Origin of the sequence: Dyadobacter subterraneus (assembly GCF_015221875.1) — a bacterium.
Taxonomy (GTDB): Bacteria; Bacteroidota; Bacteroidia; order Cytophagales; family Spirosomataceae; genus Dyadobacter; species Dyadobacter subterraneus.
In genome coordinates this window covers 756,034-777,605 of sequence record NZ_JACYGY010000002.1, presented here as the reverse complement: position 1 = coordinate 777,605, position 21,572 = coordinate 756,034, and the positions used below count along the sequence as shown (strand labels likewise).

Here is a 21,572-nt window from a genome sequence, read left to right as displayed (position 1 = left end):
CCGCTGCGGAATATTCTCTCATTCACTTATTCAAAATTCATTCATTGAATTTCATGTCATATTGGAAGCAAAAGAGAATGAGTTTTAAGATTTTTCTGTCTTTTAAGGGAAAGAAAATGAGCAAGCTGTTGGGTAATTAGTACTGCTCAGCTGAATGTATTTCTACACGTACACCTGCAGCCTATCAACGTCGTAGTCTACAACGACCCTTGTGTGGAAGATTCATCTTCGGGCTAGTTTCGCACTTAGATGCTTTCAGCGCTTATCTATTCCCCACATAGCTACTCGGCCATGCCCCTGGCGGGACAACCGATTCACCAGCGGTGGGTCCACCCCGGTCCTCTCGTACTAAGGGCAGCCCCCGTCAATCTTCCTACGCCCACCACAGATAGGGACCGAACTGTCTCACGACGTTCTGAACCCAGCTCGCGTGCCACTTTAATCGGCGAACAGCCGAACCCTTGGGACCTTCTCCAGCCCCAGGATGTGACGAGCCGACATCGAGGTGCCAAACCTCCCCGTCGATGTGAGCTCTTGGGGGAGATCAGCCTGTTATCCCCGGCGTACCTTTTATCCTTTGAGCGATGGCCCTTCCATACAGAACCACCGGATCACTATACCCTGGTTTCCCACCTGCTCGACCCGTCGGTCTCACAGTCAAGCCTGCTTGTACTATTGCACTCCACACACGGTTACCAAGCGTGTTGAGCAGACCTTTGGAAGCCTCCGTTACACTTTTGGAGGCGACCACCCCAGTCAAACTACCCACCATGCACGGTCCTGCTCATTGAGCAGTTAGATCCCAGGCCAGCGAAGGGTGGTATTTCAACGTTGGCTCCACGATGCCTGGCGACACCGCTTCAAAGCCTCCCACCTATCCTACACATCCCTGACCCGAAAACAATGCAAAGCTATAGTAAAGGTGCACGGGGTCTTTCCGTCCCGTGGCGGGTAAGCGGCATCTTCACCGCTACTACAATTTCACCGAGCTCACGGCCGAGACAGTGCCCAGATCGTTACACCATTCGTGCAGGTCGGAACTTACCCGACAAGGAATTTCGCTACCTTAGGACCGTTATAGTTACGGCCGCCGTTTACTGGGGCTTCGATTCAATGCTTTACCTTGCGGCTGACATCCCCTCTTAACCTTCCAGCACCGGGCAGGTGTCAGGCCCTATACGTCAACTTGCGTTTTGGCAGAGCCCTGTGTTTTTGCTAAACAGTCGCCTGGGCCATTTCTCTGCGGCCTCTCTTGCGAGGAGGCTCCCCTTCTCCCGAAGTTACAGGGTTAATTTGCCGAGTTCCTTAGCCGTGATTCACTCGAGCACCTTAGAATATTCTTCTCGACTACCTGTGTCGGTTTACGGTACGGGCTGCATTCAGCTGGCGTTTCAAAAGCTTTTCTTGGAAGCGTTTTCGTATGTTCGCTTCGCCCGTAGGCTCTGCTCAACGCACTATTCCGTCAGTACGTACATACCACAATACTCCGTCACTCTTTCACACTGAACGCAGGGGCAGGAATATTAACCTGCTGTCCATCGGTAATCGCCGCTCGGCTATACCTTAGGCCCCGCCTAACCCTCCGTTGATTAGCATAGCGGAGGAATCCTTAGTCTTTCGGTGTGCGGATTTCTCATCCGCATTATCGTTACTTATGCCTACATTTGCTTTTCTCACCAGTCCAGCCCGGCTTACGCCAAACCTTCACCCCTGTGAGAATGCTCCCCTACCGATCGTAATAAATTACTATCGCATAGCTTCGGTAATATGCTTGATGCCCGTTTATTATCGATGCCCGCCCCGCTCGACCAGTGAGCTGTTACGCACTCTTTAAATGTATAGCTGCTTCCAAGCTAACATCCTGGCTGTCTCTGCAGTCGGACCCCCTTAGTTCAACTTAGCATATATTTTGGGACCTTAGCTGATGCTCTGGGTTGTTCCCCTCTCGGACTGGGACCTTAGCACCCCAGCCCTCACTGCCGTGTATATCATAGCCCATTCGGAGTTTGTCAGAGTTTGGTAGGATTTGACTCCCCCTAGCCCTATCAGTAGCTCTACCTGACCATGACTCAACCACGACGCTGTTCCTAAAAACATTTCGGGGAGTACGAGCTATTTCTCAGTTTGATTGGCCTTTCACCCCTACCCTCAGTTCATCCGAAAACTTTTCAACGTTTACCGGTTCGGTCCTCCACGATGTGTTACCAGCGCTTCAACCTGACCAAGGGTAGATCACCAAGTTTCGCGTCTACAGCCACTGACTAATCGCCCATTTCAGACTCGCTTTCGCTTCGGCTCCTTCATTTCAATGAATTAACCTCGCCAGTGACCGTAACTCGTAGGCTCATTATGCAAAAGGCACGACGTCACCCGAAGGCTCCGTCCGCTTGTAAGCGCATGGTTTCAAGTTCTATTTCACCCCGCTGCTCGCGGTACTTTTCACCTTTCCCTCACGGTACTCGTTCACTATCGGTCTCTCAGGAGTATTTAGCCTTGGCGGATGGTGCCGCCGGATTCGAAGGGGATTTCTCCGGTCCCCACCTACTCAGGATACTCACTCATATAACGCTCTTACCTGTACAGGACTCTCACCCTCTGCGGTTGGCCTTCCCATGCCATTCCAGTTCAATTGTTATACACTTGGTGAGTCCTACAACCCCAGTCTGGCCGTAACCAGGCTGGTTTGGGCTCCTGCGCGTTCGCTCGCCACTACTTGCGCAATCATTATTATTTTCTTCTCCTGGGGGTACTTAGATGTTTCAGTTCCCCCCGTTTGCCCCCCGCAGGGTAATACCACTTCATGGTACTGGGTTGCCCCATTCGGAAATCTGCGGATCAAATCATATGTGCTGATCCCCGCAGCTTATCGCAGCTTATCACGTCCTTCATCGCCTCTGAGAGCCTAGGTATCCTCCATGCGCCCTTAATTCGCTTGCGCGCTCTTAGTTCTTATTCTCTTTTGCTTCTCAATATGTCAATGAACTCGTTACGACTCATTAGTCGTAATGTAGGTAATACTAAACTCGCGTTTTTGTATCACCCTCTTCGATGATGGAAGAGAGTAAATAGTCCGTCTCCAGAAAGGAGGTGTTCCAGCCGCACCTTCCGGTACGGCTACCTTGTTACGACTTAGCCCCAGTCGCCGATTTTACCCTAACGGTGTCTTTAACCTACCGCTTCAGGTCTCCCCGACTCCCATGGCTTGACGGGCGGTGTGTACAAGGTCCGGGAACGTATTCACCGCGTCATAGCTGATACGCGATTACTAGCGATTCCAGCTTCATAGAGTCGAGTTGCAGACTCCAATCCGAACTGAGAACGGCTTTTTGGGATTGGCATCACCTCGCAGTGTAGCTACCCTCTGTACCGCCCATTGTAGCACGTGTGTTGCCCTGGACGTAAGGGCCATGATGACTTGACGTCGTCCCCTCCTTCCTCTCTGTTTGCACAGGCAGTCTGATTAGAGTCCCCACCATTACGTGCTGGCAACTAACCATAGGGGTTGCGCTCGTTGCGGGACTTAACCCAACATCTCACGACACGAGCTGACGACAGCCATGCAGCACCTTCACACAGGCCATTGCTGGCTTACCCATTTCTGAATAATTCCTGTGTGATTTAGCCCAGGTAAGGTTCCTCGCGTATCATCGAATTAAACCACATGCTCCACCGCTTGTGCGGACCCCCGTCAATTCCTTTGAGTTTCACCGTTGCCGGCGTACTCCCCAGGTGGAGGACTTAACGGTTTCCCTAAGCCGCTGATCCTTGACAGACCAACAGCGAGTCCTCATCGTTTACGGCATGGACTACCAGGGTATCTAATCCTGTTTGCTCCCCATGCTTTCGTGCCTCAGTGTCAAATCAAACGTAGCCACCTGCCTTCGCAATCGGTGTTCTGGATGATATCTATGCATTTCACCGCTACACCATCCATTCCGGCAGCCTCCACTTGTTTCAAGCTCTTCAGTATCAATGGCACCTCAACCGTTGAGCGGCTGTATTTCACCACTGACTTAAAAAGCCACCTACGCACCCTTTAAACCCAATAAATCCGGACAACGCTCGCACCCTCCGTATTACCGCGGCTGCTGGCACGGAGTTAGCCGGTGCTTATTCATTCGGTACCGTCACACAGGGACGCATCCCTGCTCTTCTTCCCGAATAAAAGCCGTTTACAACCCTGAGGGCCTTCATCCGGCACGCGGCATGGCTGGGTCAGACTTGCATCCATTGCCCAATATTCCCTACTGCTGCCTCCCGTAGGAGTCGGGCCCGTATCTCAGTGCCCGTGTGGGGGATCAACCTCTCAGCTCCCCTATCGATCGTCGCCTTGGTAGGCCGTTACCCGTACCAACTAGCTAATCGAACGCATGCCCATCTTCAACCAATAAATCTTTAACAAATAGACCCATGTGGGCCCCCTGTATTATGCGGTATTAATCCGGGTTTCCCCGGGCTATCCCCCAGTTGAAGGTAGGTTGCATACGCGTTACGCACCCGTACGACGGTGACATTGCTGCCCCCTCGCCTTGCATGTATTAAGCCTGCCGCTAGCGTTCATCCTGAGCCAGGATCAAACTCTCCATTGTAAATTTTTGTTTGTGGTAACCCCGAAAGATCCCACGTTATCTTCTTAAACGAACTATCTTGTTACTCTCTTCATCATGTCAAAGAACTGTGCTCCGCATCTTCCGGAACTTGTCGCGCTGATCGTTTTCAGCGCCGTACTACCCGATTGGGAGTGCAAAAGTCCTACATTTAATTTTAAGATGCAAGCCCCGGAAGAAAAAAAGACGAAATAAATTTCGCCTTTTTTGGTAACTCGCTAAAAGTCAAAAGTGTAGTTCTAAAAGTTTTTTTAAATATTTTTGAAATACTCAATTACATGCATCTTCAACAGCGCTTCCTGCTTGTCAATACCACCCTGTGGCAATGCTCTGTTCAATATATAATGCGGCCAACCATCTGTATCCCTTTTTTCAAACAGATAATAAGAAGACAGGCTTAACACCTTACATATTCCAATATGCATCAGATCCTGTTTTTGTTCTTTCGTAAATCTTTTGGCGCCTTGCCCCAGTTCCTGCACGCCTATCAGAAATAATACGCCATTCAAATCGGCAGGCCGTTTGCCTAATAATTCTTCCAAAGTCTGAAGCAAATGTTCCCATTGTGCTTCGAGTGGCTGGTCTTCTATATTTAATGTGCTCATATAAGTTCTTAGTCTATTAAATATGCAGCGGTTGAAATCCAGTCCGAAGACTCATAAAACCGGTACAATAATTTATGTCTATATATAGGAAAGAAAAAGTCGGCAATTGCTGACTATTAATCAAATCTCCGGTTTGTTTCTGTTTTATCAAAACCAATAACGGAAGTCGGACGTTCTATTTGTCCTGATGTTTTAATTTTCCGGTTAAATGATTGTAAACTCTTGATCATATATATAATAGAAAAGAGCGCATTTGCCGGTTTTTCCTAACTTTGGGTTTTGTGCGATACGAATGAAGAATACTGATACGAATAATATACATAAGGAGGGAGATAGATTGAGCAAGCCAGATTATTTAGATACACTGAACGAACCACAGCGCCAGGCCGTGGTTTATGGTAATGGTCCTTTAATGATTATTGCCGGTGCCGGTTCAGGAAAAACACGAGTACTTACTTACCGGATCGCCCATTTGATTGAAAATGGTGTAGATCCGTTTCGTATTTTATCCCTGACTTTTACCAATAAAGCATCCGGAGAAATGCGGAAACGTATTGAAGGTGCTGTCGGAACCGAAGCGAGAAATATCTGGATGGGTACTTTTCACTCTGTTTTTGCAAAAATTCTGCGGATCGAGGCAAGATATCTGGGTTATACCAGCGATTTTTCAATTTATGATACCGATGATTCCAAGTCATTATTGCGCAGTATTATAAAGGAATACAATCTGGATGATAAAGTTTACAAAGCCAATGTAGTTTATAACCGGATTTCAGGAGCAAAAAACAGACTGGTTTCTGCGGACGATTATATCAACAATGCCGTAATCCAGGCTGATGATGAAGCGGCCAAAATGAAGGAAATCGGGCGAATCTACAAAACCTACGTAACACGCTGTTTTCAGGCAAATGCGATGGATTTTGATGATCTGCTTTTTAATACCAATGTTCTGTTCCGTGATTTTCCTGATGTTTTGTACAAATATCAGCACAAATTCCAGCATGTGATGGTGGATGAGTTTCAGGATACGAACGTATCACAGTATCTTATTACAAGAAAATTATCGGCAGTAAACCGGAATATTGTGGTTGTAGGTGATGACGCGCAAAGTATTTATGCTTTCCGTGGAGCCAATATTGAGAATATCCTGAACTTTGAAAAGGATTTTCCGGACGTTCATACAATCAAACTTGAACAAAATTACCGTTCAACCAGCACGATCGTTAATGCTGCGAATTCAGTAATTGCCCGAAATAAATCTCAACTCAAAAAAGAAACCTTCACAGTGAATGAGGAAGGTTCGATGATTGATGTGATCAAAGCGGGTTCGGATAATGAAGAAGGACGTTTGGTTGCGACTGCCATTTTTGAAGAAAAAATGCAGAAATCGCTTAGAAACGAAAACTTTGCAATTCTTTATCGTACTAATGCCCAATCACGTTCCTTTGAAGAAGCGCTTCGGAAACTTGGAATTAAATACCGAATTATTGGCGGACAATCTTTTTACCAACGTAAAGAGATTAAAGACCTTTTGGGTTATCTGCGTTTTACGGTCAACCAACGCGATGAAGAAGCTTTCAAACGCATTATCAATCTTCCAAAACGCGGGATTGGTGATACTACGGTTGCAAGAATTACAGTAACAGCAGCTGAAAATAATGTTCCGATTTGGGAAGTTGTCAGCAATATTGCGAATTATGCAACGGGACGGACGATCACACAAATCGACCAGTTTGGAACGTTGATCAAAAGCTTTATGCTGATGCTTGATGCAGGAAAAGATGCTTTTGAAGTTTCCGCACACATTGCAAAAACGTCCGGGCTTCTTCGTGAATTGTATGAAGATAAAACCGTTGAAGGACTTTCCCGTTATGAAAACGTTCAGGAATTGCTGAATGCAATTAAGGAATTTGTTGATAATGAGGAGAATGAAGACAAAACATTAAGTGCTTTTCTTCAATCCGTATCGCTTTTGACAAATGCTGACGAACCGGATGAGAACGAAGATAATGACCGGGTTACGATGATGACAATTCACTCGGCGAAAGGTCTGGAATTCAGAAATGTATTCATCGTTGGTCTGGAAGAAGATCTTTTCCCAAGTCAGATGATGTTGGAAAGTCGCCAGGATCTGGAAGAAGAACGTCGTTTGTTTTATGTAGCAATAACCCGGGCAGAACAAAAACTTTCGTTCTCTTACGCCGAAAGTCGTTACCAGTGGGGACGATTAAAAATGTGCGAACCGAGTCGTTTTTTGTTAGAAGTTGATGCAAAATACCTTAATATTTCCCAATCTTTTCAAAGAGAAATCGGTCGCGAAGGTTCGTCTTCATCTCCGATGTCTTTTGTCAAAAATCTCAGTCCGAGAAGACCAACTGAACCTAGACCAACAACAGCCACTTCATCCCATATTCCTTCATCCGATTTTGTGCCAAGTGATACCCACGATCTTGTAGAAGGCGATAAAGTGGAACATTCCAAATTTGGTTTTGGCACGGTTGTTAAGATGGACGTCAATGGGACAGACCGCAAAGCGACCGTGAAATTTGATAAAGTCGGTGACAAAACTTTATTGCTAAGTTTCGCCAAATTAAGAATAGTGAAATAAATCGTATTACATAGTTATAGTACGATCAACGAAGACTTTACCTAATACCAGCACCGCCACAGGACTTTAAAAATATACTCTTATGGCGATGCATTATTTATTGATTTTTTAAACAATTAAATTATGTTCATCGAGAAAGACCTTCAACAGATTCAGGAACGCGGAAGCGATGCCACGACAGTGGAAGAACAAGTGCACTATTTCGTAAATGGATTTCCATTTCTTCACCTTTCAAAAGCTGCAACAGTTGGCGACGGACTTATTCGCTTGACAGACGAGCAAATAGAAAAAGTTGTAAAAGAATTTGATAAAAGTTCTGCCGACGGAGAAATTGCCTTATTGAAATTTGTGCCGGCATCTGGTGCCGCTACGCGTATGTTCAAGTCGCTATTCAGTTTTTTACAGGAAAACAAGAGAGATAAATCTGTCGATGAGTTTTTTGCAAGATTAACAGAATTTGCTTTTTACGAAGATTTGAAAGTTTGTCTGGCAGCAGATGGAATTGACATTACGACTGCGGATGAAAATACAATTGTTGCTTATTTTCTGAATAACAAGGGATTAGGATATGGAGAATTGCCAAAAGGATTGTTGAAATTCCACAATTATGAAAGCAGCTCACGTACTCCTTTGGAAGAACATTTAGTAGAAGGCGCACATTATGCAAACGCCGGAAGCAATGTTCAAATCCATTTTACAGTTTCTCCTGAGCACCGCGATAAATTTGAAAAACTGGTTGTAGAAGTGCTACCAACTTATCAAAGTGAATTCGGCGTGACTTATATGGTATCGTTTTCTGAGCAAAAAAGTTCTACGGATACCATTGCTGTAAACATGGATAATTCACCTTTCCGTGAAAAAGATGGCGGATTATTGTTCCGTCCGGCTGGTCACGGCGCTTTGCTGGAAAACCTAAGTCAGCTTGATGCAGACATAATTTTTATCAAAAACATTGATAACGTTGTTCCTGATAGAATTAAGGGAGATACCGTTACTTATAAAAAAGCGTTGGCTGGCGTTGTTCTGGATTTTCAAAAAAGAATATTTGGCTATCTGGCGAAATTGGAAAATGGCGCTGAAGCTTCATTGCTTGCGGAACTTGATACTTTTTTCAGAAATGAATTATGCGTAGTCCCTCCGGCAACTTATGAAAGTTGGTCAGACGAAAAGAAAGCAGAATATTTTACTGCTAAACTGGATCGTCCTTTGCGTGCCTGCGGTATGGTGAAAAATCAGGGAGAACCTGGTGGCGGTCCTTTCTGGGCAGAAAACGCTGATGGATCTTCTTCATTACAAATCGTAGAATCTGCGCAGGTTGATGTTGATAATGAGCAGCAGAATAGCATTTTTAAGAATTCAACGCATTTTAATCCGGTGGATTTGGTTTGTGCGATTAAGAATAAAAATGGTGAATTGTATGATCTGAAAAAATTCCGTGATCCGTTAACCGGATTTATTACTTACAAATCCAAGGACGGAAAAGAGCTTAAAGCACAGGAATTACCAGGATTGTGGAATGGCTCAATGGCAAACTGGAATACACTTTTTGTTGAAGTTCCGCTGATTACCTTTAACCCGGTAAAAACCGTAAATGATTTGCTACGCGAACAACACCAGTAGTGTCAAAATAACATTTATAAAAACAAAAACGTCGAAGCCATTACGGTTTCGACGTTTTTTATTGGAATAAATTCCCAAGTATCATGATTGTCAGGGGTACTATTTCAAGGAATTGGTAAAACCTTACTTTCTTTGAAAGTAGACAAAATTACCATCGTCTGAGTACTTGCTACCTCTTCGATTTCATTGATTTTTTCCAACATCAGTTTTTGATAAGTACTGATATCCTTAGAAATAACTCTTAACAAGAAATCGCCTGTACCTGTAATGTGGTGACATTCGATCACTTCTGGTATTGCATGTATTTTTTCAACAAATGATTCAGTAACAGCTTTTCTATGGCCAACCAGAGAAATTTGTACGAAAGTACTTACGCCTAAGCCAACTCTTTCAGGTTCAAGCTGCGCATGATAGCTTTTGATGATTCCTGATTGTTCAAGTTTTTTAACGCGTTCCAACGTTGGAGCCGGAGAAAGCCCAATTTCTTTTGAAAGTTGTGCGTTCGTTATTTTGGCGTTCGTTTGTAAGATCTCCAGTACTTTACGGTCTATCTGGTCTAATTTAATGATAGCAGACATTGCTTATAACATGGTTTATAGTTAGCCCCATTTTTTAGGACGCTGCAAAACTAATTAGTTTCCCGAAGATAATTGTAATTTTATACTGAAAATTTGTCAAAAAAAAGAATTTTAATAGGTAAAATGGCTTTTTAGTGCTGAATTGTTGGGTGTTATTTTTAAACAGCCCTTTAATGTTAATTTTCCTAAACGGAATAAGCCTCTATTTTCTGTAAAAAATCCTGATATGTAATTTTTATTCCTTCCGTCAAATCGGTCTTATGCTTCCATCCTAATGCATGTAGTTTGCTGACATCCATCAATTTGCGCGGCGTTCCATCCGGTTTATCTTTATTCCAATGAACTTCACCTTCATAGCCAACCGTTTCTTTGATTAGTTCAGCAAGTTCTTTGATGGTTACATCTGTTCCGACACCAATATTTAAAAATCCTGGTTCGCTGTAATTTTCCATCAGGAAATAACAAGCGTCAGCCAAATCATCAGCATGCAAAAATTCACGCAAAGGTGAACCGGTTCCCCACAGTTCAACCACTGGTTTATTTTCTTCTTTTGCTTCATGGAATTTGCGGATCATGGCAGGAAGTACGTGCGATTTATTCAAATCGTAATTGTCATTCGGGCCATAAAGATTTGTTGGCATAACCGAAATAAAATCACAACCGTACTGACTCCGATACGCTTCGCACATTTTAATTCCTGCAATTTTTGCGATGGCATAAGGCTCATTGGTAGATTCCAGAGTACCGGTAAGCAAAGAATCCTCATGCAAAGGCTGAGGTGCAAGTTTTGGATAGATACAGGAAGAACCAAGAAAAAGCAATTTTTTTACATTAACACGGTAAGCGCTGTCAATAATATTATTCTGGATTTGCAGGTTATCGAACAAAAATTCGGCACGATAAATGTTGTTTGCCATAATCCCTCCCACTTTCGCTGCCGCCAGAAAAACGTATTCTGGGCGCTCGGTTTCAAAGAAATCTTTTACTGAAGCCTGATCACGTAAATCAAGTTCTGAGGAAGTACGGAATACAAAATTATTGAAGCCGTCAGCAAGCAATCTGCGGTGAATTGCAGAGCCAACCATACCACGATGTCCGGCAATATAAATTTTAGCGCTTTTTTCCAATGTGTTATGTAAATTTGTATGTTGAAAAATCAATATCTTTAATACCCAATTCGTTACAAAAGTAACAATCTTACCCTGAAGAAAAATTCAATACACATGCAAAGAGTTATTCTGGTCTGGTGTTTTGTCTCTGTTTTCCTTGTAAAAGGAGCATTGGCGCAGACTGATAAAAAAGAAGATTCACCTCCGTCGTGGCTTCCCAAAGCAGCTAATACGGATTCTGTAAATGCAAAAAAAGGCTCGAAAGATCTGAAATCATTTATATCCGGACTGGATCCTGCGGTGAGTACCTCCTTGCCCGGGGGAAATGGAAAATCCACGACTTTGTCTACACTTTTTGGAGAAACAATTCCGGATCTGGGATTGAAAGTAAAAGAGTATAAAAGCCAAAAAGCAGACAGAAAACTAAAAAAGGAAAAAGCGCGACTTGCCAAGGTTATGTATAAAGGCATTCCTATGGAAGTTATGTCGATCAGATATGGTAGTGGTGATCGTGCAAATCTGGAATTATTTCATGTTTTGAAAGAATATAAGCCACTGGATATTTATGCACGCGCAACCGAAACCCGCTGGTATGATACAAAAACCAAAAAGTTAAGCTCTGCTTTAATTAAGGATAAAGAGAAATCGCGGTTACTTCATGGTTCTTATAAAAAATACAATGGTGAAAATCTGATTGAAGAAGGGTTTTATTACATGGGTGTAAAAGATGGCCGCTGGGTAAAATACGATTCGAAATTCAATCTTGTTGATAAGGCAATCTGGAATAAAGGTTTCCCTGCCGAATCACGTATAACTTATTACGATTCCACGCATACCAAAATCAAGGAAGTAATTCCGGTTATGTTCGGAGAAACCAGCGGAGAATATGCATTGTTTTATGACGAAGGCCAATTAAAAGTCAGTGGGAAATATGATCATGGCAAAAAAGTAGGTCGCTGGGTTGAATATTATCAATTTCGCCGTCAGCGGAAAAAAGAAATTCAGCATCCAAAATCAAGCTGGGATGAAGAATTTGATCCTTTTGTTTTGAGAGAATGGGACGAAAAAGGAAAACTTCTTTACGATTATACCAAAGATCCGCGTGCTTCGGCGGAGGAAGAAACTGAAAATTAATAAGGATCATGAGGGGAAATTCCCCTCTTTCTGCTTTATTCGTGGCTTGTAAATAGCTCGTAGCAATTAGCTTTTAGCCATTAGCTTAAAATCAACAAGATAAAAGTTGAAAATACAGCATTAATTATTTTCAGCATTTATTAATAGAAGTCACTTCATTTATGTTCAAAGCTTTTCTGGATTTTGCGAGGACTAAAACCTGGCTGGCATTAGTATTTTGCCTGGTTCCGGTACTAATTTATATTTTTGTTTTCAAAGTCATCGCGCTTAATGTCAATTATGTAGCATTTGATGATATATTGATTTTAGGAATTATTCCCGGATTTGAAGATGCCTCCTGGCCGGACCGCTGGCGTCGACTTACAGAGCTTTTTCCCGAACACCGCCTTGTTTTTTCGCGCTCCATAATTCTTTTGCTTCACTCATTTTTTGGAAGAATAAATATGGTTTGGCCGATGATTGTGGCCAATATCTGCTGGGCTGGCTGTGCTTATGTTTTTTATAGTGCTTTTAAAAAACTGCGTTTATCGTTATGGTATTTCGTTCCGGTAATGTGGCTTTGGTTTAATATCCAGTCTTTTGAAAACATTTTCTGGGGTGTTAGTTCGCTTTGTAATTATGGCGTTTTATTGTTTGTATTAAGCGCTATTTACTTCACCACACATAATCCCAAACAACATTATATCGCGATCATTTTCGCCACCATCGCCACATTTACTTATGGAAATGGCCTTATGGTTTTTCCGGTAATTGGTCTGATTGCCTGGCTGATGGGACGGAAAAGGGATTTTTTTATAACCGTTTTTGTCACTGCCGTTATTGCAGTCATCTATTTTATTGATTTCACACCAATCACCCAAAATCTCAATTTCTCTGATCCCAAACAGGTGAAGGAGGGTTTTCTTGGCTACTTCGGATTCATTGGCTCCATCGCGACGATTTCGGCTTATGACGGATCTTCTGCGGTTTTAATGACAGCCGTAGTTTTCGGGTTTATCCTGATATTTTCAGTATTGTTTTTATTTCGAAAACAATACATCTCACTTTGGAACGCAGCCTGGCGAAAAACGGATTACACAAATTCAGGTGCATTATTTTCTTTGGGAATTCTGGCTTTTGTAGCGATTACAACCTTGGCTCTGGTCTACAAACGCATCCCGACAGACACCTTTGAAGGAATGTTTAAGGGGCGTTATCGCATGTATTCAACGCTTTGGTGTATTGCCTTATATTTTGGCGTGTTGTCACTTACTTCGCGTCCTCTGCTTCGGGTTGCTGTAACTGCGTTAGTGCCTTTAACAATGCTTTTAAATCTGGTAATTCTGGATAGCAATTTTGTATTAGCTATAAATAATCGCCGTATGGCCCTTGTTCAGGAATTTAATGCGCGCTATAATGCAGATTGGTTGGGTATTAAAATGTTTTCAATGGATCAGGCACATTTTGAAAAAATACGTGCTTATTATCGTTCCGATGATCCATTGGCGGAAGGATGGAATCCCCGAAATCTTTCGGATTCGATAACATGCGCGAAAATTTATCAACCTGATATCGTCAAAAAAGAAGATAATTATTTGATTATAAACTTTGAAAATGACTTTTTCAAGGCAGAAAAAGATTATTCAGATGGCGCTTATGTAATCTTAAAATCTCCCGATCATACCTACGCAGCTCCACAGAGCCAATCAGCCGTTCCGATTAAAACAACACTTCGCAGATTAATGTATTTCAACAAAGGTGCCTATGCATCTTTTCACACCGCGACGATTGAACCTGGATTTTACAGGATTTATTTTTTGGTTAGAAAAGGAGGAATAAATACGATTTATTGTACCGGAAAAACCTGGAAAGAGGAATAATTCAATACTAAAATTTACGATGGATTTCAGTTAAAATCCTTTCCACTTCTTTCCGGACTTCTGACATTGGACGGGCGAAATTGTTGTTCATGAAACTGAAAGTCATGGTTTTACCTTTTTTGGTAACCAGATATCCGCTCAAATTGTAATTGTTACTAAAACTTCCGCTTTTGGCAAAAACAAAAGGTGCTTCACCTTTAAATGAATTCCGAAGATTTCCGGTACTTCCCCCATTTGGCAGAATTTTATACAAACGTTCCTGCGGTACTTTTGCATAAATTTTCTGTAATAAAGCCGTAATTGTTCTTGGCGTAAAAAGGTTGTAACGACTCAATCCTGAACCATCTTTCCAAACCAGACTATCCGGCAAATCACTCAGATAATTTTTTGTCATATGCTGAATAGCCTGCTCGCTGTTTAGAGGCAAACCTTTCGCAGAGGCATACATGAGCATCAGCTGATCCGCTAGCATATTGTCGCTCACATACATCATACGTCGATACAAAGAATCTGACGGAATGCTGTAAACTGTTTTCAGCTCAATACTAAGCGGAATATGAATAAGCTTAATTTCCTTTTTCAAAGCCTCGCTCAAAAGCTGAACGGTAATTTGATCGGACATGCGGACTGGAATGTCAACCGATTTTCCGGATGCCACTGCCTTTTCAGAATAGTGAAATGAATTTTGAAATTCTTCTCTTTTGATTCCTCTTATAGACGTATCAGCCACCATGGATTTGCTCCAGAATGTTGGTCTGACTTTAAAAATTTTATCTGTTATACCGGTGAAACGGACGATATTTCCATAAACCGGCATGGAAGAAAGTTCTGGTTGGTAGTAATCGTTATAGTCGCTCCATGCCCAGCCTGGCCCGTATCTTTCATCTTTAAAATTAACGGGGGAAAAAAATATTTGTTCTTTTCTGCTTTTCAAAAAATCAATAACGGCACTTTTTGGAAGATCCGGATGAAGTAGAGAAGGATCGCCCGTTCCGCGGATAATCAATAGTTCTCCCCATTCCAGATATTCAATTCCAGGCAAAGAGTCGCCCAATGCGCATAATCCGGCGTAAAAACTGAATAATTTTGTATTGGAAGCGGGATTGAAATATTTATCAGATTGATATGAAGCGAGTGCTTTATCTCCTGTCAGATTTTTGATTGAAACACCGGTATGCTGCTGACTTAAAACCGGGGAATTTTTTATTTCATGCTTTAAATAATGTGAAACCGAGCAGCCAGATAATGAAAATAAAGTAATCAGAAAGAGGAGCGTGCGCATAAAAATCTGTTAAAAATAGACTGTAAAGTTAGTAGTTTCGGCTAAAAAACGAAGAAAGCGCGACCTTAGTTTTTAACCCGCTAGAATTTTTTCGAAACGATCACTCCATTGAATTTAGTAATTTGCGCGTTGTTAGCATTAGTCTTTCGTAAACGCATACTATGAGTAACCTTCAAGCTGTCCTGAAACAATACTGGGGCTACGACCAGTTTCGGCCTGTACAGGAAGAGGCGATCCGGTCGGTTTTGAATGGCAATGATACACTTTTGCTGCTGCCAACCGGTGGCGGAAAATCGATTTGTTTTCAGGTTCCGGTCATGACGATGGAAGGTGTTTGCATCGTGGTAACGCCGCTTATAGCGCTTATGAAAGATCAGGTTGAACAATTGAAACGACGTGATATTCCGGCGGCAGCGATTCATTCGGGTATGAACAAGCATGAAATTGACATTACGCTCGACAACTGCATTCACGGACAAACGAAGTTTCTATACGTTTCGCCAGAGCGACTTCGTACGGAAATTATGATTGAGCGTACCAAGCAGATGAAAATTTGTTTGCTGGCGGTTGATGAGGCACATTGTATTTCTGCCTGGGGTTATGATTTCCGTCCGTCTTACCTGTTAATTTCCGAATTCAGATTATTAATTCCCAAAGTTCCGGTGATGGCTCTGACAGCTACGGCCACAGAACAGGTTCAGATTGATATTATTGATAAACTGGAAATGAAGCCCGTTCGGGTTTTCAGACAATCTTTTGCGCGAGCAAATTTGTCGTACTCAACTTTTTTAGAAGAAAATAAGGAAAGAAAATTATTACAGATTCTTAAAAATGTTCCGGGTACTGCAATTGTGTATGTGAGAACGAGAAAACGTACCAAAGAACTGGCGGATTGGCTCACAAAACAAGGTCTTCGCGCGGCGGGATATAATGCAGGTTTACCATTTAAAGAAAGATCGGACAGACAAACGGCGTGGCTGAAAAATCAGGTTCGGGTTGTAGTAGCCACCAATGCTTTTGGTATGGGAATTGACAAACCCGATGTGCGTGCTGTGGTTCATTTTGACTTGCCGGATAACCTGGAAGCCTATTACCAGGAAGCTGGCCGGGCAGGGCGTGATGAGAAAAAAGCTTTTGCCGTGGCGCTTTTCAATAAAATTGATTTAGAAGAACTGGCGGAAAATGTAGAGAAAAAATATCCGCCAATGGATGTTTTAAGAAGGGTTTATCAATCACTGGCAAACTATTATAAAATTCATGTTGGCGGAGGAGAATTTTCGGGATATGATTTTGATATACAAAACTTTACGGGTGTATTCGGACTAGTGGTTAATGAAACCCACTACGCTTTAAAACTGCTTGAAGAAGAAGGTTTTATTCAACTGAGTGAAAATTTCAACAACCCGGCGCGACTGCATTTTGAAGTTGATAACCGGCAATTATACGATTTTCAGATACGTAATCCGGAGTATGATTCGTTTGTAAAATTGTTGCTCCGGATTTATGGCGGAGAACTTTTTACAGAATATAAAAAGATTTCAGAAACCGAACTGGCTCAGATTTACTTTGTACCGGAAGCGGAAATCTTAAAAAAATTGTCGTTTCTCAAAGAGCGCGGTATTGTGGATTATGAACCAAGAAGAGACAAACCGCAGCTGACTTTTTTGACGCCAAGATATGACGCGGCGTTATTACCGTTGAATGTTTTTGAAATTGAAAGAAGACGAGAACGCGACAGGCAAAAAGCAAGGGCAGTTATTCAATATGCGTCGAACACAAACCGTTGCCGGACCATTCTTTTACTGGAATATTTCAATGAAATGGATGGAAAAGATTGTGGTGTTTGTGATGTTTGTCTGAAAAATAAAAAGAATGAACCGCGTCCGGAAATTGATGAAGAATTGGGTAACCAGATTTTGCTTTATTTAAAAAGTTTTGGTCCGGTAACTCCTCGTGCTTTAAGCCAGATATTTGAAAATGTGGCTGAAAAACCTTTCCTCCAAACGTTAAGATACCTTATTGATGAAGAAATTATAAATTATGACCAGGTTGGGAAACTAACCTTAAACAGCAAATATCATTCTTGAAAAAGCAAATCTACAACCTCACACTACTATTAGGATTCATAGTAAAATCTGTTTCCGCACAACAAATTCCTGGGCTAGCTGCCAGTAATTATGGTGGACTTTACCGGGCAACCGAAAATCCATCCACGATTGGCGGTTCAAAGTTTAAATGGCAGGTAAATATTGGAACGATTGGAAGCAGTATCAATCATCGGTATTTTGTTTTTTTAGGTAAAAATTCCTTATTCTATCCGCTTCTTGCCGCACATTCCAAAGATGAATTGTATGGCCGTTCGCGGACTATGGGCTCGCTGACGGATAAAGATCCGATTTATCTGACAAGTGAAATCCGCTGGCCATCGGCTATGTTTTCGATTGGGAAATATCAGGGTGTAGCAATTCAATTTCGAACCAGAGGATTTGTAACGGGTAATAATGTTCCTGATGATATCAGAAATCTTTATTTCAAACGGCTTGATACCGGAAAGGACAATGTAGCCACGACTGATTGGGGGAAATTCAATCTTGTACAGCAAAGCTTTTCAGAAATGAGTGTGTCTTATGGCGTACAATTGCTGGATCTGGATGCACATAAATTCCGCGTTGGAGTTACGGCGAAAAGAGTTTTCGGAGCCAGAATTGGCTATATAAAAGGTTCAGTTGATAATTTCCAGGTTAGAAAAGTTACTGGATCGCAGGACGAAAGCGAACTGGTTTTGAATAATTTTTCCTATGAAACGGGATATAGTCAGCAAAACCAAAAATTGAAGTTAGGTGATTTGTTCAATTCTGATAAATACGCGGCAGGCTGGGGTTATGATCTGGGTGTGACGTATGAATTAGGTAATTACTGGCAAAATAAAGATGAAGCATTTGATCAGAATCCTAAATATATTCTGCGATTGGCAGCTTCTTTAACCGATATCGGATCAATAAAATACAAAACAACCGGAAGTCAGATGATAGCCGGGCAACAGGAACAAACGATTATCGGTCAAAAAGAATTAGAAATAATCGGAAATGAAGGTGCAGATGGGTTAATGAATTTATATCCGGCAAGTTCTGATACGACTTTTAATAGTAAGGTAAAATTACCGCAAGCAGTGCATTGGGAGGCAGATGTTCAATTGGTGAAAGGATTTTTTGTCACTTTATCTCAAACAAAACGCTTTAAATCTTTAACAGATAACGTATTGAACGTAGCGCAGCCAAATGTTTTTACAATCACGCCGCGTTTTGAAGATGAGGATTCTGACTTCGCTTTTCCAATCTCATTTATTCAGGGAAACAAAAAAGTAGCCATCGGAGCCTTGGCACATTTCGGGCCGATTTTTATTGGATTTAGTAATATTAACGGATTGATTAATAAAAACGGAAGCGGAGCAAAAGGGAGTATGGCTTATGTTGGCGTGAGTGCCTGGAAGTTGAAGGGGTGGAAGAAGAAGTGACAATTTATAACGACACTTTTTTATACCGCTTGCGATAAAATACGGTGAATGCCTTGGACACGGCCACTGCTTTTGACTTTCCAAATGTCGAAGTTTTTCTGCATATCCAGCCAAAATTCAGCAGTTATTCCAAAACCACTTTCAAGGCGCACTGCCATTTCAGCAGAAATAGAAGCTGTTTCATTAACAATTTCTGATAACTGTTTCCTGCTCACATTCAGCTCTTTTGCCGCTTTTGTGATGGATATTTTCATTTCTTTTAGAACATCCTCTCGCAGAACGGCACCAGGATGCACTGGTTTCATTTCACTTTCCATAACTATATCTCTTAATGATAGTCAATGTAATTAATTTCGTATACATTACCTTCTTCAAAGCGGAATACAATTCTATAATTGCCTGTAACCCAAACTGCCCAAAATCCTTTTAAATCTCCACTTAATTCATGTAACCGATAACCTGGAATTGCTTTGATCGGATCGAGTGTTTTTGCGGTATTTAAAACCGACAAAATACGTTTGATCTTTTCCACTTGTTCAGCGGGTAGCTTCGAAGAATTATTCTTTTCCGAAAGTAACCTAAGCCCTTTATGTACAATGGTTTCAATTATTTTTACAAATATACAGTGAAACCCCAGAGGTTACAATTTTAGCAAATATTTTTAATTTAGAAGTTAATCAATTGAAGAGTAAATCTGACTGCTAATTGTTATATGAAGTTTATCCTTTCCACCCAAACCAACTCCCAATCCTTCGAACCATCCTTTTCTCAAATTCCCAAAAAAAAGAAAATCGGCCCCAAACCCAGCCCCAGGCAAGTAAAACGGCCTGGTAAAGAGGTAAAATAATAAGAATATTCACAGTCCAGAGAAGCCAGGAAGGCGATGTTTCTTTTGATATGCCGACAAGATTAAAAAGTGCGCGCTTAATGTATAAAATGGAAAATCCGGTACAGGCAAAAACCAGTAAAATGATTAAGACATCCCATCCATTTTTGACATTCCAGCGCTGCTTTAACTTTTCAATCATAGAAATTTATTCGTATAAAAATCCTAAGTGATCTGCTTTGATGATTTCGGTATCCAATGGAAGGAATTCTTCCCAGAACGGATCATTTGGAAGTCCTGCTTTACAAATAATCGGCTCCTTTTTTACAGGATGTTCAAAGAAAAGGCGACGGGCATGTAGGTTAATGCCCGCATCCGGATTTGCTTTTGGATAACCATATTTCAAATCCCCACGAATCGGACAACCCATTGAAGCAAGCTGAACACGTATCTGATGCGGACGGCCGGTTACCGGAGTAACTTCAAGCAAATTGAATTTATTTACATCACCCAAAAGTCTGTAACTAAGTTCAGCACGCTGCGATCCCGGAACTTCGTAATCGTAAGCCGTTGTTACATTTCTCTTCTCATCTTTGATAAGCCAGTGAACAAGTTTCCCCTTTTTTTCCGGCGGACGATTTTTTACAACGGCCCAATATGTTTTTTGTACATCGCGTTTACGGAAGATTTCATTCATTCTTTCCAACGCTTTCGACGTTTTTGCGAATACGACCAAACCACTCACCGGGCGGTCCAGACGGTGCACTGTTCCTAAAAATACAGCTCCCGGCTTGTCGTACTCTTCTTTGATATATTCCTTCAACATTTCAAGTAAAGGCTTGTCGCGCGTGGAATCGCCCTGAACAAGTATACCTGGTTCTTTGTTGACAATCAGTAAGTGATTGTCTTCATATATAATTTGAAATGGGCGCTTTGCCATAATTTTCTGTTTTAAACTTTTGTTTTTCTTATCAAGATAACAAAAGGGAGGTGATCAATAAGACTCCTTTTCGTTTGGAAAAGATTTGCCTTTAACGTCTTTAATATAATTTGTAATCGCTTCGTTCATGATGTCATTTAAATTGGCATACTGACGAAGAAAACGTGGTTTAAACCCTTTGTTGATACCCAGCACATCATGCAAAACAAGAATTTGTCCATCTGCATGCGGCCCTGCTCCTATTCCAACCGTTGGAATGGAAATACTTTCCGAGACCAATTTGGTAAGTGATGAAGGAATTTTTTCCAGAACCACTGAAAAACAACCAATTTCATCCAGCATTTTGGCATCTTCCAAAAGCTTTTTAGCTTCGACTTCTTCTTTGGCACGAACAGTATAAGTACCAAATTTATAAATCGACTGCGGCGTAAGTCCCAAATGTCCCATAACCGGAACGCCGGCACTTAAAATCCGCGTTATAGATTCCTTAATTTCAAGTCCGCCTTCCAGCTTCACCGCATGTGCGCCGGATTCTTTCATAATACGGATCGCAGAACGCAGCGCTTCTCCCGAATTTCCCTGGTAAGAACCAAACGGAAGGTCCACTACTACCAATGCACGTTTCACCGCACGTACAACGGATGACGCGTGATAGATCATCTGGTCAATCGTAATGGGTAATGTCGTTTCATGACCCGCCATCACATTGGAAGCCGAATCTCCTACAAGAATTAACTCAACACCGGCGGCATCCACGATACCGGCCATTGAATAATCGTAAGCGGTCAAACAGGATATTTTTTCGCCCCGCATTTTCATTTCCTGAATGATGTGGGTCGTAACGCGTTTTATATCAGAACTATGTACAGACATTTTTTTAATTGTTATTG

General features: G+C 42.0%; 16 protein-coding genes and 2 rRNA genes. 7 read left to right on the top strand and 11 right to left on the bottom strand.

Annotated elements, in window-relative coordinates:
• Window positions 1-116 precede the first annotated feature (116 nt).
• Window positions 117-2,938 (bottom strand): 23S ribosomal RNA (locus IEE83_RS28640).
• A gap of 142 nt (window positions 2,939-3,080) precedes the next feature.
• Window positions 3,081-4,589: ribosomal RNA gene (locus IEE83_RS28635) — 16S ribosomal RNA — on the bottom strand.
• Together the 16S and 23S rRNA genes form the textbook arrangement of a ribosomal RNA operon.
• Before the next feature lie 75 nt (window positions 4,590-4,664).
• Here IEE83_RS28635 and IEE83_RS28630 point away from each other — a divergent pair.
• Window positions 4,665-4,802 (top strand): hypothetical protein, encoded by a 138-nt coding sequence (locus IEE83_RS28630; RefSeq protein ID WP_194124167.1) that lies wholly within the window; start codon window positions 4,665-4,667, stop codon window positions 4,800-4,802.
• Between the two features lie 56 nt (window positions 4,803-4,858).
• Here the strand turns inward: IEE83_RS28630 and IEE83_RS28625 are convergent, their stop codons facing one another.
• Window positions 4,859-5,212: a hypothetical protein gene (locus IEE83_RS28625; protein ID WP_194124166.1), complete on the bottom strand. Its 354-nt coding sequence runs from the start codon at window positions 5,210-5,212 to the stop codon at window positions 4,859-4,861.
• Between the two features lie 292 nt (window positions 5,213-5,504).
• Here IEE83_RS28625 and IEE83_RS28620 point away from each other — a divergent pair, with 292 nt between their 5' ends.
• Window positions 5,505-7,820: an ATP-dependent helicase gene (locus IEE83_RS28620; RefSeq protein ID WP_194124165.1), complete on the top strand. Its 2,316-nt coding sequence runs from the start codon at window positions 5,505-5,507 to the stop codon at window positions 7,818-7,820.
• A 123-nt stretch (window positions 7,821-7,943) separates the two neighbouring features.
• Complete coding sequence (locus IEE83_RS28615) at window positions 7,944-9,440, top strand: DUF4301 family protein (protein WP_194124164.1); 1,497 nt, start codon at window positions 7,944-7,946, stop codon at window positions 9,438-9,440.
• A 104-nt stretch (window positions 9,441-9,544) separates the two neighbouring features.
• On the opposite strand, the gene IEE83_RS28610 is transcribed toward IEE83_RS28615, so the two are convergent.
• Complete coding sequence (locus tag IEE83_RS28610; protein WP_090340796.1) at window positions 9,545-10,018, bottom strand: Lrp/AsnC family transcriptional regulator; 474 nt, start codon at window positions 10,016-10,018, stop codon at window positions 9,545-9,547.
• Between the two features lie 185 nt (window positions 10,019-10,203).
• Window positions 10,204-11,145 carry a GDP-L-fucose synthase family protein gene (locus IEE83_RS28605; protein WP_194124163.1) on the bottom strand — a complete coding sequence of 314 codons (942 nt, stop codon included), beginning with the start codon at window positions 11,143-11,145 and terminating at the stop codon, window positions 10,204-10,206.
• Between the two features lie 96 nt (window positions 11,146-11,241).
• On the opposite strand from IEE83_RS28605, the gene IEE83_RS28600 reads away from it, so the two are divergent.
• Both IEE83_RS28600 and IEE83_RS28595 read left to right on the top strand, forming a co-directional pair.
• Complete coding sequence (locus IEE83_RS28600) at window positions 11,242-12,261, top strand: toxin-antitoxin system YwqK family antitoxin (protein WP_194124162.1); 1,020 nt, start codon at window positions 11,242-11,244, stop codon at window positions 12,259-12,261.
• A 161-nt stretch (window positions 12,262-12,422) separates the two neighbouring features.
• Window positions 12,423-14,120: a hypothetical protein gene (locus tag IEE83_RS28595; RefSeq protein WP_194124161.1), complete on the top strand. Its 1,698-nt coding sequence runs from the start codon at window positions 12,423-12,425 to the stop codon at window positions 14,118-14,120.
• A 7-nt stretch (window positions 14,121-14,127) separates the two neighbouring features.
• Here the strand turns inward: IEE83_RS28595 and IEE83_RS28590 are convergent, their stop codons facing one another.
• Window positions 14,128-15,402, bottom strand: a complete 1,275-nt coding sequence (locus tag IEE83_RS28590) for a D-alanyl-D-alanine carboxypeptidase/D-alanyl-D-alanine-endopeptidase (RefSeq protein WP_194124160.1) — start codon at window positions 15,400-15,402, stop codon at window positions 14,128-14,130.
• A gap of 161 nt (window positions 15,403-15,563) precedes the next feature.
• On the opposite strand from IEE83_RS28590, the gene IEE83_RS28585 reads away from it, so the two are divergent.
• Entirely contained in the window at window positions 15,564-17,489 is a 1,926-nt protein-coding gene (locus IEE83_RS28585) for a RecQ family ATP-dependent DNA helicase (protein WP_194124159.1), read from the top strand.
• Window positions 17,486-18,916 carry a DUF5723 family protein gene (locus IEE83_RS28580; protein ID WP_228102114.1) on the top strand — a complete coding sequence of 477 codons (1,431 nt, stop codon included), beginning with the start codon at window positions 17,486-17,488 and terminating at the stop codon, window positions 18,914-18,916. Before IEE83_RS28585 ends, IEE83_RS28580 begins: the two co-directional genes overlap by 4 nt.
• Before the next feature lie 20 nt (window positions 18,917-18,936).
• On the opposite strand, the gene IEE83_RS28575 is transcribed toward IEE83_RS28580, so the two are convergent.
• From IEE83_RS28575 to panB, 5 genes are all read right to left on the bottom strand, one after another.
• Window positions 18,937-19,233 carry a HigA family addiction module antitoxin gene (locus tag IEE83_RS28575; RefSeq protein ID WP_194124158.1) on the bottom strand — a complete coding sequence of 99 codons (297 nt, stop codon included), beginning with the start codon at window positions 19,231-19,233 and terminating at the stop codon, window positions 18,937-18,939.
• A gap of 11 nt (window positions 19,234-19,244) precedes the next feature.
• Window positions 19,245-19,514: a type II toxin-antitoxin system RelE/ParE family toxin gene (locus IEE83_RS28570; RefSeq protein ID WP_310588636.1), complete on the bottom strand. Its 270-nt coding sequence runs from the start codon at window positions 19,512-19,514 to the stop codon at window positions 19,245-19,247.
• A gap of 121 nt (window positions 19,515-19,635) precedes the next feature.
• Complete coding sequence (locus tag IEE83_RS28565; RefSeq protein WP_194124157.1) at window positions 19,636-19,944, bottom strand: DUF6787 family protein; 309 nt, start codon at window positions 19,942-19,944, stop codon at window positions 19,636-19,638.
• 6 nt (window positions 19,945-19,950) lie between these two features.
• Window positions 19,951-20,682, bottom strand: coding sequence for an RluA family pseudouridine synthase (locus IEE83_RS28560; protein WP_194124156.1), 732 nt, complete (start codon window positions 20,680-20,682; stop codon window positions 19,951-19,953).
• Between the two features lie 54 nt (window positions 20,683-20,736).
• The gene (gene panB / locus IEE83_RS28555) at window positions 20,737-21,555 is read right to left on the bottom strand and encodes a 3-methyl-2-oxobutanoate hydroxymethyltransferase (protein WP_194124155.1); all 819 of its coding nucleotides are present in this window, start codon (window positions 21,553-21,555) and stop codon (window positions 20,737-20,739) included.
• Window positions 21,556-21,572 lie beyond the last annotated feature (17 nt).

Bases quoted from the DNA above. Each gene is read 5' to 3' on its own strand.
- IEE83_RS28630 (WP_194124167.1), top strand. From the start codon at position 4,665: ATGTCAAAGAACTGTGCTCCGCATCTTCCGGAACTTGTCGCGCTGATC.
- IEE83_RS28625 (WP_194124166.1), bottom strand. From the start codon at position 5,212: ATGAGCACATTAAATATAGAAGACCAGCCACTCGAAGCACAATGGGAA.
- IEE83_RS28620 (WP_194124165.1), top strand. From the start codon at position 5,505: ATGAAGAATACTGATACGAATAATATACATAAGGAGGGAGATAGATTG.
- IEE83_RS28615 (WP_194124164.1), top strand. From the start codon at position 7,944: ATGTTCATCGAGAAAGACCTTCAACAGATTCAGGAACGCGGAAGCGAT.
- IEE83_RS28610 (WP_090340796.1), bottom strand. From the start codon at position 10,018: ATGTCTGCTATCATTAAATTAGACCAGATAGACCGTAAAGTACTGGAG.
- IEE83_RS28600 (WP_194124162.1), top strand. From the start codon at position 11,242: ATGCAAAGAGTTATTCTGGTCTGGTGTTTTGTCTCTGTTTTCCTTGTA.
- IEE83_RS28595 (WP_194124161.1), top strand. From the start codon at position 12,423: ATGTTCAAAGCTTTTCTGGATTTTGCGAGGACTAAAACCTGGCTGGCA.
- IEE83_RS28590 (WP_194124160.1), bottom strand. From the start codon at position 15,402: ATGCGCACGCTCCTCTTTCTGATTACTTTATTTTCATTATCTGGCTGC.
- IEE83_RS28585 (WP_194124159.1), top strand. From the start codon at position 15,564: ATGAGTAACCTTCAAGCTGTCCTGAAACAATACTGGGGCTACGACCAG.
- IEE83_RS28575 (WP_194124158.1), bottom strand. From the start codon at position 19,233: ATGGAAAGTGAAATGAAACCAGTGCATCCTGGTGCCGTTCTGCGAGAG.
- IEE83_RS28565 (WP_194124157.1), bottom strand. From the start codon at position 19,944: ATGATTGAAAAGTTAAAGCAGCGCTGGAATGTCAAAAATGGATGGGAT.
- IEE83_RS28560 (WP_194124156.1), bottom strand. From the start codon at position 20,682: ATGGCAAAGCGCCCATTTCAAATTATATATGAAGACAATCACTTACTG.
- panB (WP_194124155.1), bottom strand. From the start codon at position 21,555: ATGTCTGTACATAGTTCTGATATAAAACGCGTTACGACCCACATCATT.